Annotated in this window: 17 protein-coding genes; 7 read left to right on the top strand and 10 right to left on the bottom strand. The window is 38.4% G+C overall.

What is annotated here, in order from left to right; genetic code table 11:
• Positions 1-683: 683 nt before the first annotated feature.
• The 5 genes from ACO08K_RS05470 (at position 684) to ACO08K_RS05450 (ending at position 4,712) form a co-directional block, all read left to right on the top strand.
• On the top strand, positions 684-1,688 hold the full coding sequence (locus ACO08K_RS05470) for a hypothetical protein (RefSeq protein WP_421795389.1): 1,005 nt from the start codon (positions 684-686) through the stop codon (positions 1,686-1,688).
• Between the two features lie 988 nt (positions 1,689-2,676).
• Positions 2,677-3,519 carry a hypothetical protein gene (locus ACO08K_RS05465; protein ID WP_421795388.1) on the top strand — a complete coding sequence of 281 codons (843 nt, stop codon included), beginning with the start codon at positions 2,677-2,679 and terminating at the stop codon, positions 3,517-3,519.
• Between the two features lie 51 nt (positions 3,520-3,570).
• On the top strand, positions 3,571-3,861 hold the full coding sequence (locus ACO08K_RS05460; RefSeq protein WP_421795387.1) for a hypothetical protein: 291 nt from the start codon (positions 3,571-3,573) through the stop codon (positions 3,859-3,861).
• Between the two features lie 62 nt (positions 3,862-3,923).
• Positions 3,924-4,088, top strand: a complete 165-nt coding sequence (locus tag ACO08K_RS05455) for a hypothetical protein (protein ID WP_421795386.1) — start codon at positions 3,924-3,926, stop codon at positions 4,086-4,088.
• Between the two features lie 33 nt (positions 4,089-4,121).
• Positions 4,122-4,712, top strand: a complete 591-nt coding sequence (locus ACO08K_RS05450; protein WP_421795385.1) for a hypothetical protein — start codon at positions 4,122-4,124, stop codon at positions 4,710-4,712.
• Positions 4,713-5,057: 345 nt separating this feature from the next.
• On the opposite strand, the gene ACO08K_RS05445 is transcribed toward ACO08K_RS05450, so the two are convergent.
• Together ACO08K_RS05445 and ACO08K_RS05440 are read right to left on the bottom strand one after the other, a co-directional pair.
• Positions 5,058-6,266 carry a transcription termination/antitermination NusG family protein gene (locus ACO08K_RS05445; protein WP_421795384.1) on the bottom strand — a complete coding sequence of 403 codons (1,209 nt, stop codon included), beginning with the start codon at positions 6,264-6,266 and terminating at the stop codon, positions 5,058-5,060.
• Positions 6,266-7,162 carry a hypothetical protein gene (locus ACO08K_RS05440; RefSeq protein ID WP_421795383.1) on the bottom strand — a complete coding sequence of 299 codons (897 nt, stop codon included), beginning with the start codon at positions 7,160-7,162 and terminating at the stop codon, positions 6,266-6,268. Before ACO08K_RS05440 ends, ACO08K_RS05445 begins: the two co-directional genes overlap by 1 nt.
• 240 nt (positions 7,163-7,402) lie before the next feature.
• Here ACO08K_RS05440 and ACO08K_RS05435 point away from each other — a divergent pair, with 240 nt between their 5' ends.
• A complete protein-coding gene (locus ACO08K_RS05435) occupies positions 7,403-7,645 on the top strand; it encodes a transposase (RefSeq protein WP_421798292.1) in 243 nt (80 codons plus the stop codon).
• Between the two features lie 247 nt (positions 7,646-7,892).
• Here the strand turns inward: ACO08K_RS05435 and ACO08K_RS05430 are convergent, their stop codons facing one another.
• The gene (locus ACO08K_RS05430) at positions 7,893-8,144 is read right to left on the bottom strand and encodes a hypothetical protein (protein WP_421795382.1); all 252 of its coding nucleotides are present in this window, start codon (positions 8,142-8,144) and stop codon (positions 7,893-7,895) included.
• Positions 8,145-8,880: 736 nt separating this feature from the next.
• On the opposite strand from ACO08K_RS05430, the gene ACO08K_RS05425 reads away from it, so the two are divergent.
• Complete coding sequence (locus ACO08K_RS05425) at positions 8,881-9,486, top strand: hypothetical protein (RefSeq protein WP_421795381.1); 606 nt, start codon at positions 8,881-8,883, stop codon at positions 9,484-9,486.
• Here ACO08K_RS05425 and ACO08K_RS05420 read toward each other — a convergent pair.
• The 7 genes from ACO08K_RS05420 to ACO08K_RS05390 all read right to left on the bottom strand — a co-directional run bounded on the left by ACO08K_RS05420 (position 9,483) and on the right by ACO08K_RS05390 (position 21,882).
• A complete protein-coding gene (locus ACO08K_RS05420; RefSeq protein WP_421795380.1) occupies positions 9,483-11,672 on the bottom strand; it encodes a ThiF family adenylyltransferase in 2,190 nt (729 codons plus the stop codon). The genes ACO08K_RS05425 and ACO08K_RS05420 overlap by 4 nt on opposite strands.
• A gap of 9 nt (positions 11,673-11,681) precedes the next feature.
• Positions 11,682-12,785: a hypothetical protein gene (locus ACO08K_RS05415; protein ID WP_421795379.1), complete on the bottom strand. Its 1,104-nt coding sequence runs from the start codon at positions 12,783-12,785 to the stop codon at positions 11,682-11,684.
• Positions 12,786-13,086: 301 nt separating this feature from the next.
• Positions 13,087-13,641 (bottom strand): M48 family metallopeptidase, encoded by a 555-nt coding sequence (locus tag ACO08K_RS05410; RefSeq protein WP_421798291.1) that lies wholly within the window; start codon positions 13,639-13,641, stop codon positions 13,087-13,089.
• Between the two features lie 126 nt (positions 13,642-13,767).
• Positions 13,768-16,929 (bottom strand): type I restriction endonuclease subunit R, encoded by a 3,162-nt coding sequence (locus ACO08K_RS05405; protein WP_421795378.1) that lies wholly within the window; start codon positions 16,927-16,929, stop codon positions 13,768-13,770.
• A gap of 30 nt (positions 16,930-16,959) precedes the next feature.
• A complete protein-coding gene (locus ACO08K_RS05400; RefSeq protein ID WP_421795377.1) occupies positions 16,960-17,970 on the bottom strand; it encodes a restriction endonuclease in 1,011 nt (336 codons plus the stop codon).
• A 1-nt stretch (position 17,971) separates the two neighbouring features.
• A complete protein-coding gene (locus ACO08K_RS05395) occupies positions 17,972-19,207 on the bottom strand; it encodes a restriction endonuclease subunit S (protein ID WP_421795376.1) in 1,236 nt (411 codons plus the stop codon).
• Positions 19,204-21,882 (bottom strand): N-6 DNA methylase, encoded by a 2,679-nt coding sequence (locus tag ACO08K_RS05390; protein WP_421795375.1) that lies wholly within the window; start codon positions 21,880-21,882, stop codon positions 19,204-19,206. Before ACO08K_RS05390 ends, ACO08K_RS05395 begins: the two co-directional genes overlap by 4 nt.
• Positions 21,883-22,016 lie beyond the last annotated feature (134 nt).

Below are 22,016 nucleotides of genomic sequence, written 5' to 3'. Positions count from 1 at the left end.
TCAATAAATAAGAAAGCCTCCTTATTGCTAAGGAGGCTACGCCCAAAGAATGGACGAAAATTATGTATAGTGATTCTTTTGTCGAAATGTGTTTTGTCGAAATGAAAACAGATTTAACTGAGGTTTTTCAAAATTTTAGAGCTTAAAAATAGCGAAATAGCAAATAAAATTAACAGACAAAAGTTAATATAATATTTGCAAGGGACAAATGTATGAGTTGTATTTGAGTTCTCCAAATTTTTTTAAACAAACTCTTTTAATGTCAAAAAAACGACTTTTATACTTGCACTATTCGTTTATACAATATACTTTTGTGGCACTTTACCCTTTACTTAAGGTAAAATTGTAAAGAAAAAGATAGCTTGGAGAGAATGTACGAAAATTATGTGTAGTGACTTCTTTTCTGACCATTCCCTTCCTTGCCAGTTCTGGCAAAGTTTCCCTTTTTCGTTGCAAATCAATGACAAATCAGTTTAAACAAGTTTGGCTACGTACGGTCTTGCTACCTATATGCCATTCTAAAAGCTCTGCCTATGGCTTTAAGCTAATATTTCATGGTATGCAATATTAGCAGGTAATTTCTATGCTGCAAATACAATGCTATGTGTGTTGTCCAGCGGGGCATTCCTGCCTGTCGTAAAAGGAAAGGGATACAATACTTCTCCAATTTAAACTATTTTAAAATGAGAAATTTAAAGTTAGACAAAATGGACTCACTAATTATCTTAGTGGGATTTTTAAGCGTCTTTTCTTGTCAAAAAGAAGATACCATTTCAATTAGTAAAGACGTAAAAATCGCTACTCCCAGTTTAGCTGCTATAGCTGGCACTTCCCTTGATGCACCAACTGGATGGTATCAAGAACAAACTGCAACGGGAGTACGTTTATTTTCTAAAAGCTATAAGAGGAACGGAAATACTACTAAAGATTTTGTTCAGGTGATAGATTTAAGCAAAGGAGCTAAAATTTACTCATTCTATGGTGGTGCAACTGGAGGATTATCGGCATCGGAAAGTAATCCATCGCCAGCATTTTATAAATATGATATTGATTACTACTGGTGGTCAAGTTTCAAGAATTTATTTTCAATTACAAATGCATCTTTTTTTAATTTTTCCCAATCAACTTTGTACAGTAAAGACTGTCAGTTTGCCTATCCTTTTAAATATGCAGGCACAGTAATTAGTTGTGGATATTCAAACTTAGAAATTGCTGGAAATACAGATGCATTACCCAAAAGAACGCTTAATATTTATGAAAAAGATATGTATGCCTCTATTCAGACTTATAAAGATGCGCCTGCTAAAAGCACTAAAAAAGCTTTATATGCTCATGTCGCAAGTAACTTAACTGCAACAACTGCAATTGTTGGTTTACATCCTTTAGATGCAGATAAAGACAAAACTAGTTACATACCTCGTACTTTAGTAGGGGTTAGAGACTATGATGGAAATGGTAAAGCAGAAACTATTTACATTTTCACATCTTCTTATGCCAATCAAACAAATGCTTGGGAAGTGTTGAATTCCGAGTTTAAGGCATCTCAAACCATTATGTTTGATGGCAGTGGATCAACTCAGATGAAATGTAAAAATATTAAATACATTAAATCAAATGACCCAGTTAGGCTTCCAGTATTGGCACCCGAACGTAAAATCCCAAACGTACTGTCTGTAATTAGCGGATAACTAATTAATGGGGCGGCTTTGTTATGCAGAATCGCCTCATTAATTAAAATAAATTGATTTGTTTTGTATTTTAAATAAATTAATTTTTTATTTCCTCAAAGGCAAATGCTTAAAATTTCGATAAACAGAAATGTTTATAACGCAATCCTCCTATTTTTAGGCTTTCTATTATGATCATTAGTTACGTTTTCGATTTTAGCAAAACATGTATTAGAGGTTTGTATAATCCCTTAGTTTGATCTTCTTCTTTTTCTTTAGAAAAGCCTCAATTGAATTCTAAAATAAAACATGCCTAATTCTCTCCGTTACGTCAATACAAAAACCGTCCATATCATTTTCTTACCTCCTCAACGAAAACAATTGAATTGAAAAACACCCCTAAATTCACTAAAGATAGACCTACTTAATAAAACAGGAGTAAGGCTTAATTATGGCTTTAACTGAAGGTTTGTTCATGGCTAAGGATAAATTCCACCAAAAGATGAAAGAACTCATCTATCCAGCGGGAACACCCACATTAAACGAGTACAACAGCATCGTGCTCTGAACCGCCAAGCTTAAAGATATTCCCAACTGCATAGATGACATCTACAGAATCCGATTTGTCCGCTTCATCAAACGGACAAAATGGTTTTTCTTTCTCAGAAGACTAGTCGAGCAATTGTGCAAAGACTATAGATTTATCAGTCTTACTGAATACCAGTATATTTTCAAAGATAAGGCCAGCACCAAGAACTTTATAGAACTAAAGCGTTTTTACCCAGCCTACAAACTATTCTGAATCAACAATGTAGATTCCTGGAACAGATTCATCAATAGCCACTCCAAGAACCTGGAAGGGTACTTTGAAATGATGAAGCGGAAAAACGAAAAACTTCGAGACATCTTCAATCGCGCCTACCCGGTGAGGTTGCCAGACAACAAAGGGAAGCATTGGTATGTAGTCGGTTGAACGGGGAGTGGCAAGTCGGAACTCCTGAAGCACTTGATGATCCAGGACATTGAAAAGAAAGATAAAGCAGTCATCTTGATTGAACCCAATGGTGATTTGTCAGAGCAAATTGCCAGACAACAGGCGCTAGAAAAGGATAGATTGGTGTATGTCGATTGTAGTTTGTCTACCTATTCACCCTGCATCAACCCCTTTGATTTGATCAACCTGGACAACGAACTGGATATAGAAAAGCAGAGCCAGGTCATCAGAAACGCGATGATCCAAATTTTCGACCGGATTGGACAGCCAATCACCCTGCAAATGCAGAGTCTTTTGCAGCCTTGTTTGGAGATTGTAGCCAAACAAAGGGGCACAATGATCGATCTACAAAGGTTCATGGTGGACGGCCTAAATGACGACCTACTGGAAGCAGGTATCCAAAGCCAAAAGCACGGCGAGTTCTTCAGGTACAAGTTTAACGAAAGCAACCTGCTTATTTCAAGACAAGGTATTTACCAAAAGCTGATGAACTTGCTCAACTTCAGCGTTTTTTCCGATTTCTTTTGTGGCAAAACCACCATTGATATTAAACAGGCCATTGATGAAAAGAAAGTGATCCTTTTCAACCTCAGTAAAGGTAAGTTGGGGGAGTATTCGAGTAGCTACATTGGCATGATGATGATCGCGATCATTCAAAACCTGATTTTCCATAGGGCAAACGTACCCGTAGAGCAAAGGGTACCACTCAGGATTTACATTGATGAGTTCCAAGATTTTGTTTCCGAAAGCTCTGAACAGATTTTTGTGCAGGGAAGAAAGTACCATGTTGGTCTGGCAGTTGCATCCCAAATCGTCGGCCAAAAAATGACCGCTGAAATGACCAAGATTGTCCTCTGAAACACCGACATTAAATTCATTGGTGTAAATGGCTACCAAAGCCTAAGTGTGATGAGTAGGGAAACCTACACCGAAATTGAAAAGCTGAACAAGCTATCGGTAGGAAGGTTCTTTTGTAAAATATTCAATGGTCAAAGCTTTGTACTAGAGGTGCCCAAAGATCACTTGGACACCACAACCTGCATCAGTAAACAGGAACGAGAAACCCTTTTTGAGGAACAGCAGCAGAGGTTTTACCTCAAAAGAATTTCTCTTCAGCAAAAGGCAAGCACTGCACAAATAATAACCCAAGGATTTAGAGGATTATCCATGCATGATGAGGTATTTACTCCCAAGTACTAGCGATGCTGATCATTTGACCAACCGAACAGAAGGTGCTGACTCACCTTTGAAACTACAAGTTTTTGACCGCCCAACAACTATGGAAACTGGTGGGCAATAAAAGCATCCAGGTTATTTACGAAAACCTTAGAAAGCTCTACGCCAAAAAACTAATGGGTAGTATTGTTTACGGTGGCGTTTCGAGAACTGGAACCATGCAAAAACTACATTACCTCACCCGCAAATGAGCCATTTCCCTGGCATGAATAGAGCAGCTTGATTTGGAACAGATAAAATACCCCAAGGCCACCAACACCCTGGTCAAAAATGATTTCCTACACAGAATCAGCACCCTAGATTTGATGATTGCCTATGACAAGTGGGTAGATACAGCCGGGCACCATAAATTATTCTTTGACGTGTATTTTGACACGAATGGAAGCCAAAGAGGTCAAAAGAATGGAGCCCTTAGAAGCAAAACCAGAATTGAATTGGGCAATCAGGGCTTTATTGACCCTGATGGAATTTTCGCGTTTGAGCGACAAGACATGTGCCGCATTTTTGTGATCGAAATGGCCAATGGTTTTGACACCAAAAGGATCGTGGAGCAAATCAAAAGAAACCTTATGGCCAGTTACAATGGCTTGGTTGGAGATAAGTATGGGTTGCCTCATACTGCTACACTTCTTGTAGTTGTAGAGTACGATACAATGCTGAAGAATGTGCTCCAAAGGATAAAAGAGGAAATGTTTTTGAAAAAGTTTGATGGGCTGGAGAGGTACTTTTTTTTGGGGACTCATCAGACACTGATTCGCTCCTGGACTAGTGGTTGGTTTGATGTGAATGGAAACCCAGCCTCTATTTTTTTGTAAAGTGGTCTTGTTTTAGGGGGTGATTTCGGCAAAAGTGGAGTGACAAACAAAAGGAGGTCTCCATGTCAAATTTCACAAGAAAACCTCAGAAAACTGAGGGGAGTTATTTCTTTTCTGGCAGTTTACTTAGTCGATCCTGACTTTGTCAGGGTCGACTAAGTAAACTTGGCGTTTAGCTTTGAATACTTTACGATCCGAGGTTAGACAAAGTTCGTTTATGTTGTATCTTTATCCAAATTAAAAATGAGTAGCAGATCAAAATAGTCGCAATAGGTTATAATTTCTGGACTTGCGTCGAACGCTTTGGGCATAAGAAATTAAATTTTACTGGCTAACTTGAAACTACTACTCAAAATCTTTGATTTTCCAAATCCGGTTAACTGGATCGAAGTAATACCGACCATAATTTACAAAAAGATTTTTAATTTCTGCCTTGTCTTGGATAATTATTTCTTTTGCATAATTTTTTTGAAAGGAAATAGCTTCAGGTGATAGGTCTAAAGGTGTAATAATAGCAGAATTATTAGCTGAAGTCAAATCTCTTTTATACATGAGCACATGTGAAAGGATGGTTTGTTCAATAACATTAAATGGATGCTGGTTAATTGGAGATATTAAAGTCATGAAATCTCCAAAAGTAGTTCTAGAAACTGCAAATAAATCTTTCTGGAAAGTTTTTGGGTTTATCTCAAAAAATACATCTGCTCCCATTTCTGAGTACATTTCGGCGATTAAAATTGAAAATGCATCCTTAGGGATGGTTGTAATAAGATCTGTATTATTACACAAAATATTCAAGAATCTTTTTGAAAAACTGATGATTTTTGCATCGATTTTTTCAATAATAACTTCATCAGGTAATATTAATTTTTCAAATCTCTTCTCTTTCTCCGTATTGTATAACTCAAGAAGTTCATCGTATGAAAGTGTGTACTCTTTTGGAACATTATCAATTATAGTTCTATTGAGCACACCTGAAAAAATAGTTATATTTTTTATATTCACTTCTATCTCACCTGGTGTGTTTCCAAATATACCAAAGCCATATTCTGATCCTAATTGAATAACAACTTTACTGCTATTAATTGCCCGGACAAAATATCCTTTTAAACCCATCAAAGGCCCAGAGTTTATTTCTACGTGATCTCCTTTTTTTAATTTACTGGGATCATTAATATCAATAGTAGTGTTCCAATTCAAATCTACTTCAGTTGATAATACTTTTAATACAATCATCTCCTCAAGAAGAGACTTTTCGTTATATGTATTGAATATTTTTCGAATTGAATGATCCTCAATTATTTCATTTTTTTCTTTATTAGAAAGCGAGGCGAAAAAATACCCAGGAATCAGTGGTTTAAATATTGTAGATCGCTTACCTTCTTTAAATACAACAGTTTTACGCAATGGAATGAAATATGGTATTTGGAGGGATTGAAATTGTTTGCATATAGAATAAATATGATTGTCATATACCCAGACCACACTCCATTCTCTATTCAAATGTTTTGAAAGGGCAATTCCATTGTATTTTAGGTTTCTATATATAGACATTATTTTTCCAATAGTTTAGGAGAGTCAACCCATTTTTCCATACCATTTATTAACAGCCCATTTTTTCCAAATTCATGCGAAAATCTTATATCTTTCCCAGCGCCTAAGGCTTTGAAGAATGTTGAAGAATAATTTTTCTTCGCCTCCATAGGTAGAATTTCTTGTTGGTATATAACGTAATTAATCGACCTTGAAAACAATAAAGCATCTTTGTCATCTAACTTAATATTAAATAAAACACATGCAACCTTGTCTGAAAACATGCTCAAAAGGGCCGAAAATGCACTTAATTTGACATTTTTAGATGTTAAGCGGTCATCGTGCAATAACAAACTGTTTTCAGATGAACTACCTGATACATATATAATATTTGGTAAAAAACCGAGTAACAAATCCTGTAAACTATCTGTTTTTATTGCCAACCCAATATTTATATCAAATTTATCCCTGTGCATTGATTTTAATAATTCTGATTCTAAGTCTCTAACTTCTTCATTTATTTCTTGTCTTGAAGAGTTACTTGGGTTGAATAATAAAAATAATACCTTGATTTTGCTAGATGAAGCTTCAAAGTTGATTTTTACAATTTCAGTTGGTATATAAAGTTTTGAGGATTTATTTACATTGTCAAAATTTTCATCTTCTAGATTCTCTATTAGACTAAGAGCTCTAGACATAATTTGGCTATTGCGCAATATGAAATCAGCATTTGATATAGTCTGATTAATTACTTCCCGCTTAAGTAGGCCATAGTCAGATATAATTAATATTAAACTCTTGATGTAATTCTTGTCAAGGCTAGCGCTACCTTCAATAGTCTCCATTATTTTATCAAGTGCTTCATTGACACTATTCTTGGATAAAAGTACTCTAGCCTTTTGCAAATTATTCTTCACAGTTAATAATTTACTCTAACATTTGTACTAAAAAACGGCGTTGTTGCATGAATCAGCGCTAAAAAAGTAGGTTGATCTTGCTAAATTTGCTTTTGCGAAGAACGAAACCCCACCAAAACAAGGCCATGTCAAAGGTAGTAAAAACAGAACTGGGAAACAATAAGCAAAGCAAAAAAAAATCCAGATCAAAAGCTGGTCAAGTTATAATCAGATCCTGATGAATCGCGGGAATATCACCTTATATATATCTCAAAAGAGGCCATCAAGCATTGGAAAGCAGAGTGTCCCAAACACAGGGGAGGGAAGTATGTGTACAGCGATAGGTGCATAGAATCGATCTTTATGCTCAAGACAGTGTTCAAAATGTCGTATCGGCAAGCGACTGGATTTACCCAAAGTTTGTTGTCGATCATAGGGTTGAAAGGACTAAAAGTACCTTGTTATACCCAAGTCAATCGGCGAGTGAAAGAAAAGGATCATTAATATTCTCCTTTTGGATACTAATGTTAATGCTGTTTGCTGCATGATTTGATGATTTTTGATTTACACAAGCCTCAGTACTATTTTATGGATATAGTTTTCGTTGTCAACTGAAGGAAAGGATGCAATCAAATTTGAATTCCCTTATTGGTTCTAAATCTATTTATGAGGAAGGTGAGCAGTAAGAAATGGTGTTTTTGTAAAGTACGGTACACAAAAAGGATAGTTAGCGCACCCAACCAGCTTTTATTTAGTCAATTTTGTTTTTGTAGTACCAATCCGACAACTTCTCCATAACATGATAGTAAATACCAGCCTGAATAAGCTGACAAGCTGAAGTTCCAGGAAATATGTGGCCGCAAGCTTCTGAAGCAAGCCAAAGATCACTCATGGCAACCTCCAAGACTTCATGGGTATAGATAGGCGTTCGGCTATCGGCAATCTCTGAAATCAAATCAGTGGCTTCGTCATCATCGGTTACTCCAGAACCTTCAAAGAACACAGACTGAAATTCAGCTAAAGCTCATTGCTCCAATTCATACAATGTTTTTGGCATGATGTAGTTGGTTACGAAGTAAAACGAAAAAATAGGTACCGGAGGGTACGCTACTAACCGTTGTAAAGATAAATAGAGAATGAATTAGTTGCTGTGATTTTTTGGGCTGACGGGATATAACCAAAACGATGAGCGGTAAGAAAGGGTCTTTTGTAAAGTACGATACACAAAAAGGATAGTTAGCGCACCCAGCCAGCTTTTATTTAGTCAATTTTGTTTTTGTAGTACCAATCGAACAACTGCTCCTTTAGATGCAGATAGATATTAGTTTGAATGAGTTCAATTGCTCAAATTTCAGAGAATGTCTCACTTAGAAGGAGCTTATCCTTGCATAAACGAGGGTCAAACAAAGCAACTTCAAGGACTTCATGAGGAAGGAACGGAGTTCGATAATCCGCAATCTCCCTAATTACATCTGCTGCTTCATCATCGTCAGAAGCAAGTCATGCTCCCTGGTCAAACAAACGCTTAAATTCTGACAATGCACTCATTTTAAGCCAATCCAGTCTTTGCGGTAAATAGAACATGGTGCTTTGGACAAAAAATAAAAACGAAAAAACGTGCCATAGGGTACGCTACTAACCGTTGTAAAGATATTATCTTTGATTGATTAACGCTAAAATTTGTGTTGCAAAAACCGGATTTGTGATTATCAACCAATTGATTTTATCAAATTGTTGCTATGAATAGAAGCTTTTCATTCTATGAGTTTGCGGGGATAATTGCACCGAGTGTGATTTTTCTCTTCTTTCTCAACCTCGTTATCGATAAGGCTAAAGATTTTTCGCTCTTCGATTTTTCTAAAATTGGTGAATCTGTAATTTTTATTGTTATCGCTTACGGAGTTGGGCACATCATTCAGAGCTTTGGAAATTACGCAGAAAAACCTGTGTGGTGGCTTTTGAACGGCATGCCAACTGAATGGATCACAAAACAACCAAGGCTCTGGCAAAATCTTTTTAAAGACAAGGAAAAACAACTCATACTTGAAAAGCTGCAAAAAGACTTTGGAGACAGTAATGCACTAGATTATGGCCGTTTAGCATTCACCAAAGTGCATGTGGAAGGGAAAACAGACAGAATAGAAACCTTCAATGGAAACTACTCATTGTTTAGAGGGTTGTTGATCTGTTTCTTGTTCTTAATGATCATCACAATTTATCTTGGTTACTATGATTGGTTTTGGCTCCTACTATTACTAGTCATTATGTCCACTTTACGTATGATCCATTTTGGGAAATGCTACGCTAGAGAAGTTTATAGGACTTACTTCTTTTTAAAGAATTAATCGGTAACATAAATACCAAGGGAGTCGTCACCGACAATCAACATAATGCCGGGTAAACCACGACTTTGCATGAAATCAGAAAGCCAAGAGAACAGTATTAGGTCGTCAGAGCTTTGGTTCACTGAGTATCCCTTTGGATGTGAATGCCATTCTCCCAGGTAGGTGATATAGTTGTCTGTGCAGTTTTCAATGTGCTTTAGTTGCTCTTCTAGGCCGTCAATACCTCTATAATATGCAGTTGGGTACTCTTTGCTGTCCGAAGGAGAAAAAATAGTATCGACGATGTAAATATTTTTGGATTGTGGATCAATGGAGCCAATTAGAATTCCTCCAGTTTCACTAGGAAGTTTTTCAAGTCTCTTTTCGTTCAATTGGGAGAGTAAGTTTTCCGTAATATGAATAGTCCAGAGCCCTGACTGGATAGATTCAAACTTTGAGATTGAGCCATCTACTTGAAAATGTGAAACACTCAGGTCATTATTCAATTTCCATAATCTAATAAATTCATGTGGGTGATTACTAAGTTTTTTAACAACGCCTGATGCAATTGAATTGAAAATACCGAAGTGTTCACTTGGGATAAAATTGCTTACATCCCTACAAGAAAGGCCGTAACGAATTCCTTGATGGTCATTAATGAAATGAGTATTTAATTCAGGCTCTTTATAAAGCTGTTGGTAGTAAAACGGCTCCAACTCATTCAATTTCAGTTCCCTGTTTTGATCCTCTGCTATACAAACCAGAGTATCCCCCTTGGGATTAAGAAAAAAAGAAACCCTTCTCGCACCATATGGCATTCTTGATAATGTCCTACTAACCGACAAGGAAGCAGAAGAATCTATTATCAAATCAGCATCTTGAAGCCTTTCATCTAAGCCTGCTGATACGTTTTCAGTTTTTACTTTTTCCACAAAGAAGCTGGAATATTCATTATCCTCTAGGATAGCGTTAGCAGTTTCTGAGACGGCTCTTGCCTTATATTGTCCTACTTGAGAATGCAAAAGTGAGTGTCTGTAAAGATTGTGAGGTAAGAGAACATCATCATCAACCAACGTCCAATGGTGCCCAAATCCTGAACGAGACAATATATTGAATAGCCCAGAACCAATAGCACCTAAACCAATCTGAACTATTTTTAGTTCATTTGCTGCCTTAGAGAGCGCTTTAGCAAGCTGCGTGCTATATGCATCATATGGCCTCAAAACTCCTATTTGAAGATTAGCCGCACCAGCTAAATCTATCTTTGAACCAATTAGTGGGGCGATATTCGTTCCTTCTTTTGAAAGAATAGAAGTGGCCAAACAAATCTCCGCTATGTTCTTCAGACAAAGAAATGCGTATGCATCGACTGTTTCAGCCTCACTATTTTGATCTCTTTTTTGCGGTACGAATAAAACGATGACAAGATGAAGTCCATACAGAGATGAATTATTTGAATATTCTTTGATCTTTTGGCTCAAATCTAATCCGTGGATATTAAACAACTGTATCAAATCAGCAAGATTTTGAGGCTCTTTATTGATAAAACCATGAACTACTGGTTCTGAAATAAAGACCTCTAAATAATGTTTAATTCCATTCCTAGGAGGGTTTTGAGGATCATTTATCAAAAAGTTATGCTCATGCCCATTTTGACTAACTAGGGTCAGATTAAAAACATCGCCAGCTTTCAATGTTTTCGGAAGAATAATATTGCCAATAGAATTAATAAAAAATGGTTCCAGTGGCTGATCATTTTGATGTAGGGTTCCTTTCGCAGACAAAGAAAACCAATTTCTAATTTTTTCAAGAAATGAAAAAGCAGTCCAAGTGGCCAAAATTTCCTCTATTGATTGTGCATACAAGCACAAACATTTTGGCTCCTCAAAAGTCATCAAGTTCTGATGAGGAAGTTTCGGAAAATTGTCCCTTATTGCATAAACCCAGGGAATGCTATCAGTTTCTGGAACTTCAATTAAAACTCTTTCAATATTTTTAATTGGGTTGACTGGAAACTGAGGACGTTGTACATCTACATCAGCAATTATGTACTCCACATTCATCTCCTCGCATTTCCCAACTTCTATTAAGTTACAGTAATCGTGAGAAATTATGGCTAGATAAATCTCCCTTGACCTAGTAAATGCTAATTCACTAGGATCAAAGGAGATTCTATTATGAGGGGGAAAAATATATTTTTGTTCCATTTTTTAGAATTACCCGGCTCTTGGAGGCTCTTTGGCACCAATAAAAACACTTGCACTTGCAACAGCTTTCTCTAGTTCAAAGCCACCATTTGCCAAAATATTAAAAACCATAGGTTTAGGAGTATTTTCATTGGGATGCTCCATAGTCACTTTGAATTCCCCTTCAAGCTCATCTACTACATCGGAGTAATAGTTTGCAGCTTGTTTATGAGGTGGCTGAGTATCATCATAACCTGAAGGGATAGGCTTGCTTGGAGAAACAATACATCCACCTTTTCTACCTTGTTCCTCAAACATCCATTTAATCTCTTCGTCAGGTTCTGTTTTAGTTTTTCCCTTTTCTTCAGAGAGTGCGGTATAGCTACAATGGTGCGAAATATGGAAAATGTCCCATTCTAATCTAGTTTGGTTCCCCTTATTCTTGGTAACGAGAATAATGTCCCTCCAGACATCCCAAGTAATATCAGCACCAAAAACAACTTCGGTCTTTTTACTATTATTGAAAGTAAGATGAAGTGTAATCGCAGATGCGTTTCTATCAATTTCTTTGCCATCAATATGAGACACGAAGGGGCTTTGAGCAAAAAATTCTACACCGTCCTTTGTCAGCGAAAAGGTATTAATCACTGTACCTGCATCAACAATTAAGTGACGCCTAGCTTCAAAATCAACACCATTGTTTTTACACCAATCTTTAAGCTTTTTTGGCCTTGAAAACACTTTTATCCCCTTTCCCTCTTTAAATCTATACCTCGCTTCAGCTTGAATGATTCTATCCTCTTCCTCACATTCATCCTCCAAGATAGCAGAGGCTGGAACCCACATTTCGGCTATTTTCTTTCTACCTTCTGTTTGATACTTTTTGGCATGCAAGAGATGAAAATATTCAGAGCTTCCTTTAATATGGTCATTATCCAAGTGGGTGAAACAAACCACATCGAAAGTATCCTTCTTAACACGACTGTTAAGCTCTTTTTTTAGATCGATCCTCTTGTCATTTTTGTCATTGGGGTCTCTCATATCGGCGTAATCAATCTGGATTACTTTCCCATTGCTAAGTTCTATCAGAGAACTGTCTGCATTTCCTAAAGGAAAAAATGTTATTTTAGACATAATTATTTTGTTTTAAACAATAAATATCACACAACTAATGTGCCAGAAAATAAATTGTGTCTAAATGGCAGCGTTTTGACACAGAAATGAGGCTTTTTCACATTTTTGACATTCTGTCACATTGTCGTTTTGTCATGTGTATTATAAGCCATGTATTTACTTTTAAAAAGTAGATTTTGAAGTATAAAATATTGCATTATGTGTTTAATTTAGAATTAAAATCGTATTTTTAATAGTTCGCATGTCAAGCTTTACTTATCCTTTATCTGCTTTATGTCAAGCTCTTGTTAATCTGCCTATTTCAAAACACAACTTCCCCATTCACCCTCAACCACTCCTTTGCCTCCAAATAGTTCGGCATCTGAATCCTCACCACATTCCAAAAGCGTTCAGAATGGTTCAACTCAATAAGATGAGCCAGTTCATGTACCACTACATAAGCAATCACAAACTGAGGAGCCTTGATTAACCTCCAGTTGAAGTTCAAATTCCCTTTCAAGGTGCATGAACCCCAACGGTATTTCAAGTCAGAGATCAGAATGTTATTGTACGTTAAACCCAACTGCTTTGCATATCGTTCCACCAATGGCACAATTTTCTCCTTTGCTTTTTGCTTATACCACTGCTCCAAAATGGCTTTCCCATCTTGCAAGTTTTGCTGTGAGATCAAAAACTTGCCCTGGAAGGATATTCCATCTATTGGGTCTTGTACAACGTCTAGTTTGTAATTCTTCCCCAGGTACGGTATCGCTTTACCCGATATAAATGGAGTCTCCGGTTTGGGTTCTCCAAACTTTGGGGAATAGTTGATTTTTTCAAAAAGCCAGAATTTCTTTTTGTCCACAAAAGCATCCAGTGTTTCCCGACTAGTTCCTGAAGGGGCAAGTACAACAACTGACTTATCCTTTCGACAACCAGGCCGAGGGTCTTTCTCTTTGCGGAGTATTTGGTAGTGTAGATCAAAGCTGTTTTTTCCATCAACCTATGCGTAAAGGATAATATCGTTGTTTGACTTGGCCAGTTCCATGATTCTGGATACCAAAGCCGACACTTTTTGCACCATACCCGGTAAACCACTGTTCTCAGGAGACAAAAGTAGCTTTTGAATCTCTCCTTTTAGCCTGTTTTGAGCAGTTAATCTATGTGACTCCCAGAATCCAGCCAACTGCAATTCTCTTTCGAGCAGGTTGGTCAAGTGCTGGGTCATGTTCACCAAGGTAGCAATTTGCTCTTCGCTCAGCTCTTTTGTATCGTACAATTCAGAATGAAAAATCCTGAAGAACGGTACTTGCTTCTTATTGTGCAAACCATAGGTAGGTTTGTTCTCTTCGTCCCTGATTTGCTTCAGGAACTTTTTGAGTTCTTCATAAATGGCATCCCAATTGTGCTGGTTCTCTTGCAATATCTTTTCCAGGATTTCAGCAAGTGATTTGTACAATTCCGGGTCTTCAGATATGTGCTCGTCTATGTAACTGCGGATGGCGTGTTCGATTTCGGCAGCCTTGGTTTTCGCCCTTTTTTTCTTGGATACCTCATCCAAAAACTCATCATCGAGAATGGAAAGTGGTGGTACTTTTTGGTCAATGCCCCTTGAAATCAGGTATTCATCGGTGATCGCTCTTAGTTTTGCCGATACCCCTTTCATACTCATACGCCCGTCCCTAAAATGTCTTCCTGCCTGAACATTGATTTCAGAAAGCCAGAAGTAATCTTTCAGATAGTCCAATGCTTTGGGGTTGGGCAATACCACGTCCATCGCCTTTGACACCTTTTTGTACAATTGGATGAACTGAAAACGGGTATCCTCATCGTAAAACAAGTCGTGGAAAGCATCAAAGTCATTTAGGTCTTCGATGCCGTATTTCTTGATAAAATCCATCGCCTCTTGGTGTGCATGAGCCAGATCGTTTATCTCTTCAGCTTCACTACTCAAACAGTCAATGATTCCGTCTACTTCGTCACTGTCTACCCCGGCAATTTCTTTGTCACTGTAATGGAGGATGGCTTCTTTCAGGTGATGCCCTACCCCAACGTAGTCAATGATAAACCCTTTGGTTTTGTCTGCATTGCCCACACGGTTTACCCTGGCAATAGCTTGCAAAAGGTTGTGGGCAACGATAACACGATCCAGGTACATGACCTGCTCAATGGGGGCATCAAATCCTGTCAGGAGCATATTGTTGACGATCACAATACCCAACATGCCATTACCTACGTCCTGCTTTTCGGTGGTGTACCCTAGTTTGAAACGCTCAATGATGTTCTTGTGCTTGTTCCCATCGGTATAGGGCTTCAGGTGAGGGTCATCGTTATTGCTCCCTGACATTACTACATCTGCCTCTACCTTTTCCAACAAGCCCACATCGATACGGTAAGGATTGGACACTCTGAGGGCTGTAATTTTCTTTTGTAGCGCTTCATCGATGGCCTTTTTGTACCTATAACACGCTTCTCTTGAAGTAGCTACAATTTGCGCTTTGAACCCGTTCGCAAAAATATGCTCTACGTAGTGATCCACCATATCTTCAGCCTTAGCCTGAATGGTTTCTCGTGCTTCGAGGTAGGCTTGCTTTGTGGCATGTCCTAAAATCTCCTGCTGTTGTTTGGGGTCATAATCCTGGAAAACGTCGATGAACTTTGCGTTCATTCCCTCTTTGTCCGTAATGGCTGCATTATGGGTTCTACCCTCGTACACAATTTCCAAGGTCACACCGTCCTCAATAGCTTGACGCATGGTGTACTTATCGATGTAATCACCGTAACGTTTTTCGGTTTTTGCAATGGGTGTTCCAGTGAATCCAACGTGGGTAGCGTTCGGCATGGCCTTTTGCAGATTGGCAGCTAATACCGAATATTGAGTTCTATGTGCCTCATCGGTCATTACCAGGATGCGGTCGCTGGCATTCATTTCATCCAGAATACCATAGTTGATGTCCTTTTTGTCCTGGAATTTGTGGATCATGGCCATGATGAGGTCTGCCGTCTCACCAGGGATCAGTTTATTCAATTCACGGATTCTTTCGGCCACTTTTACGGTAAATCCAATCGTTCCGCTGGTTCCACTCAACTGCTCTTCCAGGTCGGTACGATCCGTCACAAAAACGATCTTCCATTTCTGCAACTCCTCGTCCTGCTTCATTTCACGCACCAGGAACATCATGGTCAGTGATTTGCCACTGCCCTGAGTGTGCCAAATGATCCCTCCTCTTTCTTTCGGGTTTTTGCCGTTTTTCAGGCGTTCCAAAATCATTTTGACTGCTCTGAATTGCTGGTATCTACCAACTACCTTGTACATTTTGCTACCGTCTGCCTTGAATAAGGTAAACGATTGAATCAGATCGAGCAGGTTTTGTTTGCTGAACATTCCAGCCACCAAACGCTGTTGGTCATTGGGTGCAGATGAGCCTGTACTGATGTCGTTTACTGTAAGTGGATATGGATCAGTCCAGCGGTAAAAATGCTTTTCGACATGGGTAGTAATCGTACCAAATTTGGCAGTATCTCTACATGTGGCAACCAAGATTTGATTGAAGTAGAATAGCTCTTTATTGCCTTCACGGATGCTATCACTCCTCTGCTCGCTGTACCTCATCAACTGCTCGATGGCTTCCCCCATCGGGTCTTTGACTTTGGGTGATTTGGCTTCGATGAGTGCAACGGGTAAGCCGTTTAAAAACAGGGTAATGTCTGGGTAAATGTGGTTTTCTGTACCAATAATGCGCACTTTGAACTGCGAAACGGCCAGGAAACTATTGTTTGATCGATTTCTAAAATCTATGAATTTGACGGTGGGAGACTTTTGGCCAGTAAGGCGATTTTCAGCAATGCTGATATTACCCAGGAGCATCTCCAGCACGTTCTTGTTGTTCTCCAGTAGGTTCCCTGCGGTATAGGTAGTGAGTTTGCGAATGACTTCTTCAATCTGGTCGTCTTGTAACCAAGGATTAATTAACTTTAATGCCTCTACCAACTTGGGTTTAATGATGACCTGTGAGAAGTTTTCTCTCCATGACTCTTCTGGATACTGGACACCATCTGATGGTGATTTCAGGCGTAACACTTGCCAGCCTAGACCTGTAAGTTGATCGAGGAATGGGTCTTCTACGAAGGTACGTTCGTCTATGTAGTGGCGGTTGCTGCTCATACTGTTTTGAATATGTTAAATTGGTTTTAATCATTTTGGGTTCTTCATTATAATATACCTTTCTCCTTTCTCTGGGATTTCATATTCTTTTTCAACTTCTAACTTAATTTTTTTCTTCTTACCGTCAAGTAAGTAATAACTTGAGTCATTGGTACTAGGATTTTCAACAAGATTTAGATAAACACCAACTTCGGAATAATCAACTTTTGCGGATACAATGTCTGCTAACACTTTATTTTCGTGATCTCTATACAATTTATAAATTGTTTGTTCAACATCTTCGTATTCAACCCAAAACATTATTCTGAGTTCCAAATACCGAATTGGAATTTTCTCTTCTCCCCTTATAAGGTGTACCCCATCTTTTAACTGAAAAGGGGTAATATCTAAATACTTTTCTTTATCAATTTCGTGACCAGCAATTAAAGCGTTTAAAAGGCTGTTGTGTAATCGATTAGCCCAATATGGAAAGATAGATTCAATTAAATTCCGTATCACTATCTTTTCGCCTGAATCTTGATGTAAAACTTCATCTGGGCTTACTGTAAAATTTTGATAATCACCAAGAATTCTCAAATCCTCATCGTGCATCAATACTCTCCAGTTTACAATTTCTTGTCTTTTGATGGATTTTCTAACATTTACATTTTTTTTGTGCCAAGAGCTTATATCTTCTTGCTTCAAATCTTCTAATTTGTAAAGAAGAATTCCTTCTTTTTTTGCAATATTGATAGCACCGCTTTGAAAACCGTTTGTAGAAACGAAAATGGCTTTTTGAACTTGCGGAAGACTCCGAAAGGTAGAAGCAAAAGCATGCATTTGATTAATTTCAACTCCATCTCTACCTTTTTCTTTACATTCAATTATGGCTCTAAAAGTAAATCTCTCATTTTCAAAATATTCAATTAACACATCTATTTGCCGATCATTTCCTGTATCGTCTTTTAGAATAACATCATGGGAAATCTTTACCTTTTCATTTCCCTGAAGAGTATCCTCTATAATTGCTGTTATCTGCTCAATTAACTTTCCTTTGTTCATTCTATATGGTTTTTGAATTGTAAAACGTTAATTTATCTACACGTACTTTTCCAGTGAGAAGGTCTTGCATAAGACCTGTTTTTTTAACTTTTAGTTTAGCAAGATTTTGTTTCTCCATTTGAAGGCATTCTTGTTGTTTGTCAATAATTTCACCTATCTTTTTAAATTCCTTTTCACAAGGCAATGCGATTATCAGGTTACGGATTTTTTCCATACCAAAAGCAGCCTGGGAGGTTGAGTGCGCGGTATTTAATACTTGTCTTTTGACGTATTCTGACTCCAACAACCAAAACACAAAAGATGGATCAATCAACGGTTTAAGAAGAATAACATTTGCACTAATAGCGACTACCTGTTGCTCTTTCAGTCTTTTGGGAAAGCCAACTGTCCCTATTTTACCAAAAATAATATCTCCTTCCCTTATAGTAAAACTCTCCTTCTGTTTCAAGTAGGCTTCTATGATTACTTTACGACAATTATTTCCAACTGTGCCATGTTCATCAACGTCATTGATCCCAATATAGGGGATTCCATCAGGAGATTCCTTTGGTGTCCTATGATCGGGCTGTGCATCAATCGGAAATGCTATACTTTCAAATTTCACTATTTTCCACTCCTTCGGAATCTTCCCCAAAACACTATCCTTAAACTCATGCGTCTCCTCACTACGAATATTTCCCTCCTCATCAATGCCACGAGTAAGTAAGTCTTGCATCAAGCCTATTTTGATGCGCTCGTATTTTGCGATGAGTTGTTCTGTTTTTTCGATAGCTTGGTCTATTGTGATAAGGATAGTTGCAATAAGTGATTGTTCGTCTTTTGATTTCGGGAATTTTAGTTTGATACTTTTTAAGTCAGACTGATTTAACTTCGATCTTGTTCCCCCTTGAATGAAGAATAAAATATTTTTATGTACGATAGAATAGAAGATAAAATCTTGATTGAATCCATTCTTTGCTTTTAAGACATGAGCATGGTTATTAACCCAACTCTTACCCGAGATTTTATAAGCGATTGGTCTTGTAGCAAATTGATCAAAGTTTCCACCATCCTCAGCCATCAAAATTAACTCCTCATCAAAAAGAAATTTACTTATGTAGCCCTGCACCCCATTTGCACCATAATAAGGTATGTTGCCCTGAATTTTCTCTCTTTCCTCTGAATTCAATGGAACTCTGAGGTTATCCAAGATTTCACAGCAATCATTAATCGTATACGTTTTCCAATCTTCTATCATAAGTAATTGAGTTTTACTAAAAAAGTATTCAGCTTCGACAAAACTGAATTTCTGTTTTCTTCTAATGCATTCCTGCTCGTACAATACTTATTCCATAGTTTTTCAATCATTGCTAGGCAGTTACGCTTTTCACGATTTAAATAACGTTCCAATTGCTCTTGCATGAGATCGTGATGTTTTTGCAAAATGAGTTCACGAGCTTGTTCTTCCGCAATCGGTTCACCAATGGCCGCTACCAATTCAACAGCAAGCCCTTTTTTAGAACGTAGAAAATCCACCTGCTTTTGGTACTTGTCTTTTTCTTTGTCCTTGTCTGCTGCCGCTTTTTCCGCTTCACGTAAAATGATCAAGTTGTCCAAATGGGTAAGAAAACCGTCTAAACCGTATTTCTTGGCATCCACCAAGTCTTCCAAACGATTCTCCTTTTCCTTCTGTTCCTTTTTTATGGACTTGATCTGGGTATCCGTTTTTGCAATGCGTTCAGCCAATTCTAATAGTGAATATGCTTCTGCTAATGTTTTTTCAGGCACTTTGCCCGCCAGCGATTTTAGGTCTTTTGCACTGAGTTTTTTCTTCTTTTCAAAACTTACAAAATTACCTAGCAAGTCATTGGCTGCATTGGTAAGCGTATCTGTAACGTACTTTACAGTAGGGTTCTTTTCATTGCCCTCATCATCGGTTTCGGGTTCTACTTCAGCCTCTTCCATTGCCTCTTGCAAGGTGGTTTCAAGCTCTGAACCCTTACTTTCCAACTCATCAAGCTCATCCATTTCTCTCTGAAAGAAAGCTTTTTTGATGTACTCATCCGGGATGAGGTTTACACTCCAGCCATAAGAAGCAATGGTTTTGAGGTCGTAATTGATGGCTTGCCACCAATTTACAAAAATCCCTGCTACTTGGAATTTGTCAAAGAGTGCCAAAGGAACAAGCCTGTTTTGAAAGCTGTCTAAGAGTTCCGTTCTGATTTTGGGCAGGTTATTGTCCATCTCCAGTCCAATAAAATCCTCTTTTGCCTCTTGCCACCAAAGGTTGGTTTCTTGGCGAAAACGCTCCAGGGTTGCGGCCACTCCTTGATGAGCTTCGATGCGCTCTTTGATGTTTTGCTTTTCGGTCAGGTCAGACTTAAAATCAAAATATTTGGCATTTTTTTCTTGAAAGAATACCTCCTTCTCTAAGCCAAATTTGTGGTAAAAAGGTTCTTGGGTAGCTACCTCACTTTTGGGAACACCACCGATCAAGTGTGCGGTCACATCTTCTGGCTCCGGGTCAGGTGTGTTGTCTACATAGCGGCGAATGTTGAGGTTGAAATCATTGGCCTCAATCTCTTTCAAATCCACCAAACGCGAGTATTTCGGTATTTCTAGGGTCTTGGTGAAAGCAGTATCAATTTTCTCAGTGTCTTCCGGGCGAAGGAAATTTTGGGCTTTCCCTTCTCCATACTCAGCATCCGCATTTACAAAAAGGATTTTGTGGCGTAAAGCATCCGGTTTGTTTTTGTTGATCACAATCACACAAGCTGGAATACCCGTTCCGTAAAACAAAGAAGGAGGTAAGGCAATGATCGCTTCGATCAGGTTATCTTGTACAATCTTTTCACGGATCAATTTTTCAGCCCCCCCACGGAACAATACACCGTGTGGAATGATGCAGGCCATTTTACCATTGTCTTTAAGGCAAGCTATCATGTGTTGCACGAACATCAGATCACCTTTCTTACCCGTCTCAGGCGCATAGCCATAACGGAAACGTGCTGGGAACTGGATATTGTCTTTGGAATAGTTCTGTGAAAACGGCGGGTTGGCAATGATGCAATCGAATTTTCTGAGCGAACCACCTTCAGTATGTTGTGGGTCTTCGACAGTATCCCCCAAACGGATGTCAGCATCCAAAACGTTGTGCAAAATCATATTCATTTTGCAAATCGCCCAAACCGTACCGTTGTTGTCCTGCCCGGCTAAGGTCAGGTTGCGTGCATTCTGTCCCTGCTCTTCTACAAACTGAGCGGATTGGATCAGCATACCTCCAGAACCAGCGGTTGGGTCATAGATACCCATTCCTGCTTGTGGTTTTACCAGTTGCACCAACAAACGAACAACTTGTGCTGGAGTATAAAATTCCCCGCCTTTCTTTCCGGCACTATCCGCAAAGTACTTGATGAGGTATTCATACGCTGCCCCCAGCAAGTCAGGAAACTCAAAGTTATCATTGGTAAGTTTGATCTTATCAAAGTGGTCTATCAGGTCTTTGGCCTTGTTGTCAGGAATGACACGCTTGTTCCCTTTTGTTTTGTTGAAGTCGATGTTGTCCTTTAGCACCCCTCTCAATGAATCATTGGCATCCTCCAAGGCTGCCAATGCCTGGTTCAACTGCTCTCCTGCATTGTGATGAAAGTAGCGGATTTTGCTCCATCTTGCTTCTTCAGGCACAAAGAAGGTTTCGCCATAGGTAACAGGGTTGTCCAGGATGCTATCGAGTACAACATTGTCCAGGTGTTGGTAATCCTGGGTGCGCAATCTTGCTCTCCGTTGTTCAAATTGGTCACTCATCCTCTTTAGGAAGAGCATACCAAATATATACTCCTTAAATTCAGAGGCATCCATGCTCCCTCTCAAAATGTCGGCGGCTTTGAGCAGAAAAGATTCCAGTTGAGAGAGCGTAATTTTGGTAGACTGCATGAAGATTTTTTATAATTTAAAGGATTACAAAGATAGCATTTTTGCCCATTTAGTAGACGTTTTCAAACTGTTTTAAAGTTTTAAAAGGGGTGTAAAACTCACAATCTCTTGACAAGCAATTTCATTTGACTATA

Source organism: Haliscomenobacter sp. (assembly GCF_965225875.1).
Taxonomy (GTDB): Bacteria; Bacteroidota; Bacteroidia; order Chitinophagales; family Saprospiraceae; genus Haliscomenobacter.
The sequence above is the reverse complement of the archived record's forward strand: the minus strand, read 5'-3'. Positions and strand labels throughout refer to the sequence as shown.

Coding starts and splice junctions, on each gene's coding strand:
- ACO08K_RS05420 (WP_421795380.1), bottom strand. CDS start 11,672: ATGGAACAAAAATATATTTTTCCCCCTCATAATAGAATCTCCTTTGAT.
- ACO08K_RS05405 (WP_421795378.1), bottom strand. CDS start 16,929: ATGAGCAGCAACCGCCACTACATAGACGAACGTACCTTCGTAGAAGAC.
- ACO08K_RS05395 (WP_421795376.1), bottom strand. CDS start 19,207: ATGATAGAAGATTGGAAAACGTATACGATTAATGATTGCTGTGAAATC.
- ACO08K_RS05445 (WP_421795384.1), bottom strand. CDS start 6,266: ATGTCTATATATAGAAACCTAAAATACAATGGAATTGCCCTTTCAAAA.
- ACO08K_RS05470 (WP_421795389.1), top strand. CDS start 684: ATGAGAAATTTAAAGTTAGACAAAATGGACTCACTAATTATCTTAGTG.
- ACO08K_RS05425 (WP_421795381.1), top strand. CDS start 8,881: ATGAATAGAAGCTTTTCATTCTATGAGTTTGCGGGGATAATTGCACCG.
- ACO08K_RS05460 (WP_421795387.1), top strand. CDS start 3,571: ATGAGTAGGGAAACCTACACCGAAATTGAAAAGCTGAACAAGCTATCG.
- ACO08K_RS05400 (WP_421795377.1), bottom strand. CDS start 17,970: ATGAACAAAGGAAAGTTAATTGAGCAGATAACAGCAATTATAGAGGAT.
- ACO08K_RS05465 (WP_421795388.1), top strand. CDS start 2,677: ATGATCCAGGACATTGAAAAGAAAGATAAAGCAGTCATCTTGATTGAA.
- ACO08K_RS05390 (WP_421795375.1), bottom strand. CDS start 21,882: ATGCAGTCTACCAAAATTACGCTCTCTCAACTGGAATCTTTTCTGCTC.
- ACO08K_RS05415 (WP_421795379.1), bottom strand. CDS start 12,785: ATGTCTAAAATAACATTTTTTCCTTTAGGAAATGCAGACAGTTCTCTG.